Below are 13,185 nucleotides of genomic sequence, written 5' to 3'. Positions count from 1 at the left end.
GACAAGCTCGCGTTACGAGTGTTTAATAGTCTTTGAAACCAAAAGAGCTATGACGAAAGACATGGTGTTACCGGAGTTCGTTTACAGGAAGAGTTGGCCTAGCTTGGAAGCCACTTAGCGCCCGGAAGCATTACCACTTTCTTAGCTGTTGGAAGGAAATTTCCGACCGGTTCGTTCCGTTAACGACGACTAGAGTTCACGGGAGTAGTCTCGTGAAAAATATCGGGTGGAACCACGTTATTGACGTCCCCAGTGCCTTTTAGAGGTGCTGGGGACTTTTTGTGTTTTTCGCCTAAAAAAATAAGGGAGATCGAGAATTATGGCAGATATTTCAATTAAGTTCCCTGATGGTGCTGTTAAGGCCTTTCCAGCCGGAACCACACCAGCAGACGTTGCAAAGTCCATTTCGATTAGTTTAGCCAAGAAGGCGGTTGCCGCTAAGTTAGATGGCCAATTGGTCGACTACTTAACGCCATTAGCAAGCGATGGCAGCATCGAAATTGTTACGAAAGATAGTGATGATGGACTGGCTGTATTGCGGAACACAACGGCTGCTTTACTGCGGATTGCCTTAAAGAAGGAATTTCCGGCTATTCGCTTAGGCAAAGTCAGTGCTGATGAAGATGGCTTCTTTGTGGATACCGATAAAGATGACCAACAAGTCAGTGTTGATGAGTTAGATGCCTTAGCAGTAATCGTTGAAAAATTAGTCAGTGATAAATTAGACATCGAACGTATCGCGGTTAGCAAAGCCGATGCCTTAGCTGATGCGAAGGACGATCAGTTCACAACAGCGTTGATTAATGCGGTTGATGGCGATAGTGTACCGTTCTTAAAGATTGGTGACTACCAAATCCTTAGTGATGGGGCACAATTGACCAATACCGGTGATGTTAAGAAGTTTAAGTTGTTATCAGTTGCCGGTGCTTACTGGCAAGGTAAGTCTTCAAATCCAATGCTACAACGGATCTATGGGACAGCCTTCTACAAGCAAGCTGACTTGGATGCCGATCTTGCTCGTCGCCAAGAAGCGCGTGAACGTGATCACCGAGTAATCGGGAATCAATTAGACTTGTTCTTTGTTGATCCCAAGGTTGGTGCTGGTTTGCCATACTGGATGCCAAACGGGGCCACGATTCGGCGGACGATTGAACGTTACATCATTGATAAGGAAGTTTCCAATGGGTACCAACACGTTTACACACCAGTCTTAGCTAACTTGGATCTGTACAAGCAATCTGGTCACTGGGCACACTACCGAGAAGACATGTTCCCACCAATGGACATGGGTGATGGTGAAATGCTTGAATTACGGCCAATGAACTGCCCAAGTCATATTCAAGTTTATAATCACCACATTCGGTCTTACCGTGAATTACCTCTACGGATTGCTGAATTAGGGATGATGCACCGTTACGAAAAATCAGGTGCTTTGAGTGGATTGCAACGGGTTCGGGAAATGACCTTAAATGATGGTCACACGTTCGTAGCACCAGAACAAATTCAAGATGAATTTAAGAGTATCTTGGACTTGATGGTTAAGGTTTACGCTGACTTTGACATCAAGGACTACACGTTCCGTTTGAGCTACCGTGATCCTAAGAACACGGAAAAGTACTTTGATGATGACGAAATGTGGAACAACGCCCAAGCTATGTTGAAGGGTGCTATGGATGACCTAGGCTTACCATATGTTGAAGCTGAAGGGGAAGCTGCCTTCTACGGTCCTAAACTGGATGTGCAAACTAAGACGGCACTGGGTAACGAAGAAACGTTATCAACCATTCAATTGGACTTCATGTTACCAGAACGGTTTGACTTACATTATGTCGGTGCTGATGGTGAAGAACACCGTCCAGTGATGATTCACCGTGGCTTGGTTTCCACGATGGAACGTTTCACGGCTTACCTGACAGAAATTTACAAGGGCGCTTTCCCAACTTGGTTAGCACCTAAGCAAGTGACGATTATCCCAGTTTCTGAAGAAAAGCATGGCGCTTATGCTGATAAGTTAGCTGCTGAGTTAAAAGCTGCTGATATTCGGGTTAATGTTGACAAGCGGGGCGAAAAGATGGGTTATCTGATTCGCGATGCGCAAACTCACAAGATTCCATACACCTTAGTTGTTGGTGAAGATGAAATGAGTAACGGTAGTGTTTCCGTTCGGAAGTACGGCGAAGACCAAACAACGTCAATGAGTAGCGATGCCTTTGTTAAGGAAATCTTAGCGGATATTGCGTCCTACAGTCGCGAAAACGACTAATACGAGTATTTGCTAAATAGCATTGACAAGGCAGTGCTTGGCTGGTATGATGGTTAAGTTGAGAAATTAAGCAGAGGCTTCCGCTTCTCGCCTTATGACTAACGTTATTGGGCTGGATATGCACGTTAATGTCGTCTTCGTGATGACATTTCTTGCGGGAGCCGTTTGATTCTGATCAAAGGTTCCCGCATTTTTTGTGAGTGAGATTTCTGCAGTTCTCGAGATTATTTTGGAGGTGGATTACCATAGCAAATGACACGATTGTCAACGAGGGGATTCGCGCACGCGAAGTTCGATTGATTGCCAGTGATGGTGAACAATTGGGCATCAAGAGTAAGCAAGAAGCTTTGCAGATTGCTGAAGACGCTAACCTCGATGTAGTTTTGGTTGCACCGAAAGCTAAGCCACCCGTAGCCCGGATTATGGACTACGGGAAGTACCGGTTCGAGTTGCAAAAGAAGCAACGCGAAGCTCGGAAAAAGCAAAAAGTGGTCAGTGTTAAGGAAGTGCGCTTGAGCCCAACCATTGATACCAATGACTTTAACACCAAGCTGAAGAACGCTAAGAAGTTCTTGGCTAAGGGTGAAAAGGTTCGGGTTTCAATCCGGTTTAAGGGACGGGCCATTACCCATAAAGACATTGGTCGCGAGGTGCTTAATCGGATGGCAGCTGAAACAGCTGATGTTGCCACGGTTGAACAACGACCAAAGATGGACGGTCGCAGCATGTTCCTGATGCTCTCGCCTATCGCTGAGAATAAGTAGAATTGATTGGGTAGCTTAAGCTACCGATTTAAGGAGGATATTTCGTATTATGCCAAAGATGAAGACTAACCGCGCTGCAGCTAAGCGTTTCAAAGTAACTGCTAAGGGCGGTATCAAGAGTGCCAACGCATACACGTCTCACCGTTTCCACGGTAAGACCAAGAAGCAACGCCGGAACCTTCGTGGTACCCGGATGATGAACGAAACGACTATTAAGACTTACCGCGAATTATTACAAAAGTAAGCTAGTCACTAATTTTTCGGGTCGACGAAATGTCGACATAATGTTTGAATTGATTTAGGAGGAAAAGATTATGCCACGAGTTAAAGGCGGTACTGTTACACGCGCACGTCGTAAAAAGGTTTTAAAGTTAGCTAAGGGTTACCGTGGTTCTAAGCACCGTTTATTCAAGGTTGCTAAGGATCAAGTTATGAAGGGGCGTCAATACGCATTCCGTGACCGGAAAGCGACTAAGCGTAACTTCCGTAAGTTATGGATTGCCCGGATCAACGCCGCAGCCCGGATGAACGGTCTGAGCTACAGCAAGTTGATGCACGGCTTGAAGTTGGCTAACATTGACGTTAACCGGAAGATGTTAGCTGATTTAGCAGTTAACGATGCTGCTGCATTTGCTGCTTTAGCTGAACAAGCTAAGACGGCTTTAGCTGCTTAATTTTAAATTAATTGTGGAGCTTGTTCTCTACAGGATAAAGCAAGTAATCCAAATTGGATTGCTTGCTTTTTTCGTTTACATTGGCTTTTGAGACTATCATTTTAATGACCGTTATTAAGTTGCTATTTATCATACGATTGCGCCACTTGACTTTAGGTGTGCAGCTTAAATTTATCAGTGATTTTAAAATGGCATATATTATTATCCTTGATTTAGCGGGAAATGGCTGGAATGTAGGATGCGTTAGACAGCATATATATGTTATACTAATACCGGATATGGTTTAAAATTGTAAACGGGGTGACTTAAATGACAACAGTCAGACATAAATTATTTTTAATGGGGGCTAGTTTGATGCTAGTCTCGGGCGGGGTGATCACCATCGCTGTTTTGCCAGTACAAGCGGCAACAATCACTGCAAACGTTAAACAGGGAGAAAAGGTTGGGTCGGTTGAAATGCCCTATACGCTGGTGACTACCAAGGATGGTCCACAACGTGTTTATTGGGAATCAAAGGCACCACAGTCGTTAACAAGTGATCAGATTAATGACACCGACTTTGTTGCAAAATTTGTTTCGGATTATCCAACATTGGGCAATTTATTTCAAGATCCAGGCTTGCAGAAAACACTAAACGAGTTGATGGATAAGGTGAATCGGGCTAATCGACAGGATAGCTTGATAGATTTCGTTGTCAGTACGTCTGATGATAATGGGCTTAGTGCCAGCGATTATGCTAAGAGAATTGTTCAGAGTATTACGCAGCAGTCTTGGATCGTCAGCCGATTGGCGCAGTACAAAACGAATGCCAAGACATTTAAGGAAATTCAAAAGGATTATCAGGAGAACTTTCGGCCGTTGATTGAAGCGTTGCCGGATGATGAAGATGGTAATAAGGAAAATTTGTTACAACAATCGGATTTCCTGTTTAATACGGAAGAAAGTACCTTGGATACTAATGCTTCAAGATTTATTTCTATGTTTAAGACGGGAATGTTTTTATCGAGTTATAGTGACGCACAGTTAGCTGAGATTGATCCGGATGCCTCGGCAGCTCAAATGTCACAAATATTGCAACAACCACTTTCAAAGTATTTACATCCGCAGGCTGATGGTACACTTCAGATTGATGGACTCCTGTTATCGGGGTTAATGGCCTACAGTACGATAATGCCAGATCCAATTGTTCCTAATCCGACGCCAACACCTGACCCAAATCCTAGTACTAGTCAGGCAGTGACGGTTAAGTATGTTGATCAGCAAGGAAAGGCGTTGGCACCAACTGCAACGCTTACTGGTAAATTAGGAGGCGCCTATCACGCGCAGGCTGCTAAGATTGATGGCTACCAGGTCACTAAGACGCCAGCAAATGCGATTGGGACATTTACCACTGAAGCCCAGACAGTCACATACGTTTACGAACCACAGGTCGTTCAAAATGGTGCAGCTGCCACAATAGCGCCGAAGGGCAGTGTCATTTATGCCATAAAGAAAATTGGCTTGTATCAGACGCCAACTTTTTCCACTAAGCAGCGCTTGGTCTGGTATGCCAAGCAAAAGCGTACGAACCGACCGATGTTTGTGGTGACGGGCTATGCCAAGTCAGTCAATGGTGTTAAACGTTATCGCGTAAAAGATGTCAATCATCACAGTAAAACTGCCGGTAAGACGGGGTACGTGACCACCAACACAGACTACACGGTACGGGTGTATTATGCGAAACGTCACGTAAAGATTAAAGTAATCAATGCGAAAGGCGTTAACGCGTATCAGAAGAAAAATCTGACTGGCAAACGTGCTCACTACCGTTATGGTCAACAGTTGAAAGTGAAAAAGATTGTGTCACACAATTTAACAACCCGATTCGTTTTGAGCAATGGTACCTATGTGACCGCCAATAAAAAGTTGGTTATGACCGTAAAATAATAACTAAAGACAATGCCCGTGAGAACAAATTTCCGATGGGTATTGTTTTTTTGTTATTTCCATCACTAAAGATTAATCGATTTTAGTTCAGAAGCACATGTTTTGAATGGCAGATCAATTGTGGAGAAAATATTTAGGTAAAGGCCAATCTTTATCGGTCTTCCGAGTGGTAAAATTACGCAGAATTGCGTATAATAGTATGCTAGACATGCCAAGGATGGCAAAAAAACGAAGGGGGGCTGTCACCCGCATGGTTTCTCAATTCAAACCAACGTGGATGGTTAAAAATATTTATGATTTGACACCGGCACAACTGCGTGCCAACGGCATCAAAGTGATTTTAACGGATCTCGATAATACGTTAATTGCGTGGAACAATCCTGATGGGACACCGGAGCTACGGCATTGGCTAACCTTATTGGAGTTGGCAGGGATTCGAGTAATTGTCGTGTCAAATAACAACCGTAAGCGGGTTGATCGTGCGGTGGCACCTTTTAACTTGGATTATATTCACCGGGCACTAAAGCCATTATCATGGGGGATTTTGCGGGCGTTACGGCGTTGGCATTTGAACCGTGATGAAGTCGTCATGGTTGGTGATCAGCTTTTGACGGATGTTTGGGCGGCTCACCACAGTGGCGTACGCAGTGTCTTAGTCAAGCCGATTTTAAAGTCGGATGCGTGGGTGACCAAGGGTAATCGTTTAATGGAAAAGGTAGTCATGTGGCGGTTGCGTCACAACTATCCAGAATTAACTTGGCAGGAGGATCTTGATGAACGAAAAGCACATTGAACCTGTTTTGATTGATGGTGAACCACTTCATTGTATTGGCTGTGGCGCCACCATTCAGACGACTGATCCAACAGCACCAGGGTATACGCCACAGTCGGCGTTGGATAAGGGAATTGAAAAGCAAGAGGTCTATTGTCAACGCTGTTTCCGATTGCGGCACTACAATGAAATTGTGCCCGTTGGTTTAACGGATGACGATTTTTTGAATTTGTTAACCCAAATTCAAGATGCTAACGCCTTGATTGTTTATGTCGTTGATATCTTTGATTTTAACGGTAGTGTGATTCCCGGTTTGCACCGATTTGTGGGTGACAATCCGATTTTACTGGTGGGTAACAAAGAAGATTTGCTACCACGCTCACTGAAGCGTAGTAAGCTACGTGACTGGTTACGTCAACGGGCAAATGAAGCTGGGTTGCGGCCAATTGATGTGACATTATTAAGTGCTAAGACCAACCAGTCTGTCGATGGCTTATTACAATTGATTGATAAGTATCGCGGAGACCGAGATGTCTACGTGGTTGGTGTGACGAACGTCGGTAAATCCACGCTGATTAATCAAATTATTCGGCAAAATACTGGGGTAAAAGATTTGATCACCACTTCTAAATTCCCTGGAACCACGCTAGATAAAATTGAATTGCCGTTAGACGATGACCATGTTTTGGTGGATACACCAGGGATCATTCAAAATCAGCAGATGGCCCATTTCTTAACTGGGAAAGACTTAAAGATCGTGACGCCACAAAAGCAGGTTAAGCCGAAAAATTACCAGCTAAATGACCAGCAGACGTTGTTTTTAGGCGGGGTTGCCCGATTTGATTTTAATAAGGGTCCTAAGTCAGGGGTTACGGCATACTTTGAAAACAATCTGTACATTCATCGGACGAAGTTAGAAAACGCTGATGATTTTTATGCGCGTCAGTTGGGACAGTTATTGACGCCACCACAAGCAGTGGACAAAGATGATTTTCCACCATTAGTTGCTCATGAATTCAAGACGACCGCGAAGAGCGATTTGGTCTTTGAAGGCTTGGGTTGGATTACGGTTCCTGCTGGGATTAATGTGACCGGTTGGGCACCTGCTGGTGTTGGTGTTTTAATTCGTCACGCAATGATTTAAATTGGAGGATAACAATTTGTTACGAGGGAAACAAAAGCGCTATTTACGCGCTCATGCGCACGTGATGCGTCCATTATTTTCAGTCGGTAAGAATGGTTTAACCACGGTTTGGTTGGACCAATTAACCGGCGCGCTAGAAAAGCGCGAACTGATTAAAATTAATTTACAACAAAGTGCTGACGTCACAGTTGCTGAGACTAAGGCGTTCATTGAAGATAATACGGATATTCAAGTGGTTCAAACGATTGGTCGTGTGCTGGTTTTGTACCGGGTCGCAACCGACGAAGATAATCAAAAGATTTCACCAATTGTGGAAAACATGTAGGGAGGTCTAAGTCGTGGTAAAAATTCTGGAACGAACGAGTACGCAAGTCGCAACGGAGATGGCCGCGACGGCCAAAAAACGGCGGATTGGTATTCTTGGTGGCACCTTTAATCCACCACATCTGGGTCACCTCGTGATTGCAGATCAAGTTGCCACCCAGCTAGGGTTGGACCGTGTCTTATTTATGCCAGATGCGGAACCCCCACATGTCGATCGAAAATTGACCATTCCTGCCGCAGACCGGGTAGCCATGGTTAAAGCAGCGATTAAAGACAATCCACGTTTTGACTTGGAGTTAACGGAGGTTGAACGTGGTGGTCGGAGCTATAGTTACGATACGATGTTGCAATTGACACAAGCCCACCCCGAAAATCAATATTATTTCATTATTGGTGGGGACATGGTTGCCTATTTACCAAAATGGTACCGAATTGATGAACTGGTAAAGCTGGTTCAATTCGTTGGGGTTTGCCGTCAAGGATTTACCCACGCGTCGCCGTATCCTGTTTTGTGGGTGGACGTCCCACAGATTGGAATTAGTTCCACGATGATTCGCGATCAAGTTCGCCGTGGGCAGTCCATTCGTTATCTGGTTCCAACCATGGTTGATCTTTATATAAAGGAGCATCTGTTATATCGTGACTGAACTGAATTATCAAGAACATATTTTTCCGGGTACCCGCGAGCAACTAGTGGCCAAGCTGGAGCAAGCGTTGAAGCCACATCGATTTCGGCATGTTTTGCGGGTCGAACAAACGGCTATTCAATTGGCTACAGCTAATCAAGTGGATGTGGAAAAAGCCAGTATTGCCGGTTTAGTCCATGATTATGCCAAACAACGGCCAGATGAAGATTTTATTGCCGCCATTCAACGTTATCATTTAGATCCCATGCTGTTGGACTATGGAAATGCCATTTGGCATGGCGTTGTTGGTGCTGAATTAATTAAACATGAACTACAAATTTTTGACGAGGATATTTTGAATGCGGTGCGCCATCATACAACCGGTGCGGTTTACATGTCGCCATTAGAACAAGTTATCTATATGGCAGACTATATTGAACCGAAACGTGACTTTCCTGGCGTTGACGAAGCTCGGAAAGTCACAACGGCTGATTTAGCTAAAGGTGTGGCGTTTCAAGCAAAACAGACGTTGCAGTATTTGGTGACTAATGGCAAGCCGGTTTATCCGAAGTCAATTGACACTTATAACGCGTGGATTTCCCGTTAGTTGTAAGTGCGAGAGGAGAAAATGCATGGAAAGCAAAGAGATTTTAGAAATTGCCGTAAAGGCAGCTGAAAACAAGCGAGCAGAGGACTTAACTGCCTTAGATATGACCAAGGTGAGTTTAATGGCCGACTACTTCTTAATCATGGAGGCTAATTCTAGCCGTCAAATTCAAGCGATTGCCGATGAAATTACGGATCAGATGGCCGCTAACGGCGTTAAGATTCGCGATGTTGAAGGTAAGAATGAAGCCAACTGGATTTTAATTGATCTAGGCGACGTTGTGGTTCACGTGTTCCAAAAAGAACAACGGAGCCATTACAATTTGGAAAAATTGTGGTCTGATGCCCCAACGGTTGATTTAGGTCAGTGGGTTGAAGCATGATTTATCAATCATTTGCTGAACTTTACGATGAACTCTTTGATCCAGCCATGTATGATCAGTGGCTGGATTTTGTGACCGACCGTGTTGATCCCACTAGTGGCGAATTATTAGATTTGGCCTGTGGTAGTGGGCGGTTGGGCGTACTACTTGCCGAACATGGGTATCAAGTTAGCGGCTTGGACCTCAGTGAAGATATGTTGGTATTGGCAGCTAAGCATGCTGAAGAAGCGGATGTTGCTTTGCCATTAGTGGCTGGTGATATGATGGACCTCAGTGTGCTGGGTGAGTATCAGACGGTGACGTGCTTTGCCGATTCATTCTGTTATTTACCAGACTTAACTGCGGTGACGCAAGCCTTTGCACAAGTACACGACCATTTGGCAGTTGGAGGACAGTTTCTGTTTGATGTGATCACACCCCACCAAACAGATGACGTCTATCCAGGGTACATGTATAACTATGTCGATGACACCCGAGCCTTTGTTTGGACGAGTTATGGAATTGAAGACGAGACCCATGCGGCTGAACACGATTTGACATTCTTTACGCAAAACCCTAAGACGGGTGAATATCGAAAGGTGACAGAACTGCATCATGAACGGACTTACCCGTTAGCTGACTACCAGACAGCCCTCAAGCAGGCTGGCTTAACGTTGAAACGGGTAAGCGCCGACTTCGGTGCGAATGAAGTTACTAGCGAAACGACCCGGTGGTTCTTTGAGGTAACACGGGAGGCTTAATATGACACTTAGAGCAGCCGGGATTGTGGCAGAATACAATCCCTTTCACAATGGTCATGCCTATCAGATTGCACAAGCACGACAAAAAACGGGTGCTGACGTGATTGTGGCCGCAATGAGTGGTAATTGGGTTCAACGCGGAGAGCCAGCGATTATGGACAAGTGGCAGCGGACTGAAGCGGCACTTGCCGGTGGCGTTGACCTCGTTGTTGAACTGTCGGGTGCTGCGGCGCTACAGCCGGCCCACCTATTTGCCCAAGGAGCTATAGCGGTTTTAGCTACTTTGAAGTGTCAGTGGCTCGTCTTTGGCACCGAACATCCGGACATGGATTATGATTGCCTGATGGCCCATTTGCCGAGTGATCCAGTGATCTTTAAACGATTTGATCAGACGTATGCCTCACTATTTCAAGGTTATTTGCGGGAGCAAACGGGGATTACGTTGAGTGCGGCAAATGATATCCTCGGCTTCTTCTACGCCGTGGCTAATCAGCAGCAAGGACAACCCTTACAGTTAGTGCCATTAGCACGACGGGGGAGCCAACATAATGACACTGCAGTCATGCAAGGTACAAACTACGCCAGTGCAACCGCAATTCGTGCGGCCTCCTTGGCTGGTGATTGGGCGACGGTTCAGCCAGTTGTGCCGGCCAAGACGTTGGCATTATTGCAGCAAGAATCATTAATAAGCTGGGCCGATTTTTGGCCATTACTCCGATATCAGTTGATTAGTGCCCCCGTTACGGATATGCGACAACGTTATCAAATAACGGAGGGCGTTGAATATCGCTTGAAGCGAGCAGCTTTAGAAGCAACAACGTTTGCAGATTTTATGCGTATCGTAAAAACCAAACGGTATACGTATACGCGACTCCAACGGCAAGCGGCTTATCTACTGTTACAGGCGCTGCCCGAGGAGATGCGGCCACAGCCGCAATATTTGCGGGTTCTCGGCTATTCCAAGCAAGGGCAGGCCTACTTACACCAGATTAAGAAACACGTCGCCTTACCGCTCGTTAGTCGGGCAAATCGGGATTGGCAGAAGGGCGTTGGGGCCCTTGACGATCGGTTGGGGGCACTCCGAACCTTGGTGACGGGAATTCCACAAGATTATGGCCGGATTCCCATAAAAAAACCGGATTCTGAGTGACTATCAAGGAAATTACCTTGACATCACATTTTTTGACAGGTATAATTTATCACGTTGCATTGGAGGGATTACGATGAAATGGTCGTTGACCGAGCTGCGGAAGAACCATCGCAGTGAGCCGCTTTTGTTCGATGAAACACTCGATTTGAAGGCGGATTTAATGGCGCGTTATGGCGACGAGGTCTTAGACTTAAGTCCCGTTCACGTGACGGGCACAGTGTCCGTCATTGACGGTGGCGACGTCGTCGTAACAGCACAGGTAATTGCGGATTTGACGGTACCATCTAGCCGATCTTTAGCACCGGTAGATTTACCCGTCAACTTCAGTATGACGGAGTTTTATGTGTCTGACCCAGCCGCAACGCAACGGTTTGAAAAAACTGACGTTGTGATGGTCGTTTCCGATGACCAAGTTGTTTTAGACAAAGCTGTTGGGGATAACATTATTCTACAAATTCCGATGCACATTCTTTCTGACGCTGAAAAGCAAGGTGAAGCGATGCCTGCCGGTCAAGACTGGCAAGTTGTTGCAGAAGCTGACTTAGAAGCCGTTGAGAAAGAAAATCAACCAGTTGATCCACGTCTTGCAAAGTTAAAAGATTTCTTCCCTGATCAGGATGATCAATAATCGCCTTTGTGAGCCTTAAAAATTTTTTCACTAGTGGATATAATTTATTTAAAGGAGGTGTTTTCTTTGGCTGTACCAGCACGGAAAACGTCTAAGACGAAAAAGCGTATGCGTCGGGGTCACATTAAGTTGGCTACCCTGAACTTAGCACCATGTCCAAACTGTGGTGAATTACGGAAGTCTCACGTAGTTTGCCCAAGTTGTGGTTTCTACGATGGCCGTCAGGTCGTTGCGGTTAAGAACGCAAACAACTAAATCGATAAAAAGCTCCTATGAAGTCCGCGGCTTCTAGGGGCTTTTTTGTGTTTCCAATAAAATCGCGTATAATGAAACGACAAGGATTAACGAAGGAGTGAAATTGTGGCAATGAAATTAATCGCGACTGATTTGAACGGGACGTTGTTGCATCAAGATCAGGGATTTAATCAACCTTTGCTCAAAGAAACGCTGTCGCAATTAAAGCAGCGAGGGATAAGACTCGTGTTGGCTTCTGGTAACCAATACGCCCATTTGAAAGAGGTCTTTAGAGAAATCTGGTCCACAGATCTGGCAGTGATTGCTGAAAACGGGGCTTCAATTTATCTGGGTGATGAGCTAGTCTTTGATGGGAGTCTGACCTCCCAGCAAATCCGGATGTTCTTGTCGGCCACGGCACAAGATGAGTTTTTGCAGAATGCCTATTTGATTTTAGTCGGCGCACAAGGTTCTTATACAAGGGTTGGGGCACCAGCACCACTAATTGCAGCCGCGGAAAAGTTCTACGACCATCTGCAACAGGTGATGTCCCTCGAAACCGTCACCGATCGTATTAAAAAAATTAGTGTCTCCACAGCGCCTGAACAGGCCGCCGCGCTAGTTCAGCACTTAAACCAGCGGTTCGCGGGTCAATTAAGGGCCCATGACAGTGGTTATGGTGTCGTTGATGTCGTCAGTTTACACGTCGGTAAGTTACCAGCCGTTCAGTGGTTGGCTCAGCATTGGCAGATTCCGGCTACTGAAATTGTTGCATTTGGTGATGGTGCCAATGACGTGCCGCTATTGAACTATGCAGGGCAAAGCTACGCCATGAAGAATGCACCCGTCGATATTCAGGCGCAGGCTAGGCACGTTACCGTTTGGGACAACGATCGTGATGGGGTACTCCGTACAATTGCTGCCTTGTTAGTTGCAGACTAGAGAGGAGCA

At 45.5% G+C, this 13,185-nt stretch carries 16 protein-coding genes; all 16 read left to right on the top strand.

Features of this window, described 5'->3' with window-relative positions; all coding sequences use genetic code 11:
* Positions 1-319 precede the first annotated feature (319 nt).
* The 16 genes from thrS (at position 320) to FC61_RS03160 (ending at position 13,176) form a co-directional block, all read left to right on the top strand.
* Entirely contained in the window at positions 320-2,263 is a 1,944-nt protein-coding gene (gene thrS, locus FC61_RS03235) for a threonine--tRNA ligase (protein ID WP_021741702.1), read from the top strand.
* A 239-nt stretch (positions 2,264-2,502) separates the two neighbouring features.
* Complete coding sequence (infC, locus tag FC61_RS03230) at positions 2,503-3,027, top strand: translation initiation factor IF-3 (protein WP_075168707.1); 525 nt, start codon at positions 2,503-2,505, stop codon at positions 3,025-3,027.
* A 49-nt stretch (positions 3,028-3,076) separates the two neighbouring features.
* The gene (gene rpmI, locus FC61_RS03225) at positions 3,077-3,271 is read left to right on the top strand and encodes a 50S ribosomal protein L35 (protein ID WP_021741703.1); all 195 of its coding nucleotides are present in this window, start codon (positions 3,077-3,079) and stop codon (positions 3,269-3,271) included.
* 70 nt (positions 3,272-3,341) lie between these two features.
* Positions 3,342-3,701 (top strand): 50S ribosomal protein L20, encoded by a 360-nt coding sequence (rplT, locus tag FC61_RS03220; protein WP_011667796.1) that lies wholly within the window; start codon positions 3,342-3,344, stop codon positions 3,699-3,701.
* 309 nt (positions 3,702-4,010) lie between these two features.
* The gene (locus tag FC61_RS03215) at positions 4,011-5,627 is read left to right on the top strand and encodes a MucBP domain-containing protein (protein ID WP_080664796.1); all 1,617 of its coding nucleotides are present in this window, start codon (positions 4,011-4,013) and stop codon (positions 5,625-5,627) included.
* 250 nt (positions 5,628-5,877) lie between these two features.
* On the top strand, positions 5,878-6,420 hold the full coding sequence (locus tag FC61_RS03210) for a YqeG family HAD IIIA-type phosphatase (RefSeq protein WP_011667795.1): 543 nt from the start codon (positions 5,878-5,880) through the stop codon (positions 6,418-6,420).
* On the top strand, positions 6,401-7,543 hold the full coding sequence (gene yqeH / locus FC61_RS03205) for a ribosome biogenesis GTPase YqeH (protein ID WP_021741707.1): 1,143 nt from the start codon (positions 6,401-6,403) through the stop codon (positions 7,541-7,543). Before FC61_RS03210 ends, yqeH begins: the two co-directional genes overlap by 20 nt.
* A 16-nt stretch (positions 7,544-7,559) precedes the next feature.
* Positions 7,560-7,868: a YhbY family RNA-binding protein gene (locus tag FC61_RS03200; RefSeq protein ID WP_011667793.1), complete on the top strand. Its 309-nt coding sequence runs from the start codon at positions 7,560-7,562 to the stop codon at positions 7,866-7,868.
* A gap of 13 nt (positions 7,869-7,881) precedes the next feature.
* Positions 7,882-8,514 (top strand): nicotinate-nucleotide adenylyltransferase, encoded by a 633-nt coding sequence (locus FC61_RS03195; RefSeq protein WP_011667792.1) that lies wholly within the window; start codon positions 7,882-7,884, stop codon positions 8,512-8,514.
* Complete coding sequence (yqeK, locus tag FC61_RS03190) at positions 8,504-9,100, top strand: bis(5'-nucleosyl)-tetraphosphatase (symmetrical) YqeK (RefSeq protein ID WP_176552745.1); 597 nt, start codon at positions 8,504-8,506, stop codon at positions 9,098-9,100. The genes FC61_RS03195 and yqeK overlap by 11 nt, the downstream gene beginning before the upstream one ends.
* A 25-nt stretch (positions 9,101-9,125) precedes the next feature.
* Complete coding sequence (gene rsfS, locus FC61_RS03185; protein WP_021741710.1) at positions 9,126-9,482, top strand: ribosome silencing factor; 357 nt, start codon at positions 9,126-9,128, stop codon at positions 9,480-9,482.
* On the top strand, positions 9,479-10,222 hold the full coding sequence (locus FC61_RS03180) for a class I SAM-dependent DNA methyltransferase (protein WP_021741711.1): 744 nt from the start codon (positions 9,479-9,481) through the stop codon (positions 10,220-10,222). The genes rsfS and FC61_RS03180 overlap by 4 nt, the downstream gene beginning before the upstream one ends.
* Before the next feature lies 1 nt (position 10,223).
* A complete protein-coding gene (locus FC61_RS03175) occupies positions 10,224-11,372 on the top strand; it encodes a nucleotidyltransferase (protein ID WP_021741712.1) in 1,149 nt (382 codons plus the stop codon).
* A 73-nt stretch (positions 11,373-11,445) separates the two neighbouring features.
* Positions 11,446-12,000 carry a YceD family protein gene (locus FC61_RS03170; protein ID WP_011667787.1) on the top strand — a complete coding sequence of 185 codons (555 nt, stop codon included), beginning with the start codon at positions 11,446-11,448 and terminating at the stop codon, positions 11,998-12,000.
* Between the two features lie 66 nt (positions 12,001-12,066).
* Positions 12,067-12,255 carry a 50S ribosomal protein L32 gene (gene rpmF / locus FC61_RS03165; RefSeq protein ID WP_011667786.1) on the top strand — a complete coding sequence of 63 codons (189 nt, stop codon included), beginning with the start codon at positions 12,067-12,069 and terminating at the stop codon, positions 12,253-12,255.
* A 105-nt stretch (positions 12,256-12,360) separates the two neighbouring features.
* Positions 12,361-13,176 (top strand): Cof-type HAD-IIB family hydrolase, encoded by an 816-nt coding sequence (locus FC61_RS03160; RefSeq protein WP_052471876.1) that lies wholly within the window; start codon positions 12,361-12,363, stop codon positions 13,174-13,176.
* The last annotated feature ends 9 nt before the right edge of the window (positions 13,177-13,185 follow it).

Source organism: Levilactobacillus brevis ATCC 14869 = DSM 20054, assembly GCF_001433855.1.
Taxonomy (GTDB): Bacteria; Bacillota; Bacilli; order Lactobacillales; family Lactobacillaceae; genus Levilactobacillus; species Levilactobacillus brevis.
The sequence above is the reverse complement of the archived record's forward strand: the minus strand, read 5'-3'. Positions and strand labels throughout refer to the sequence as shown.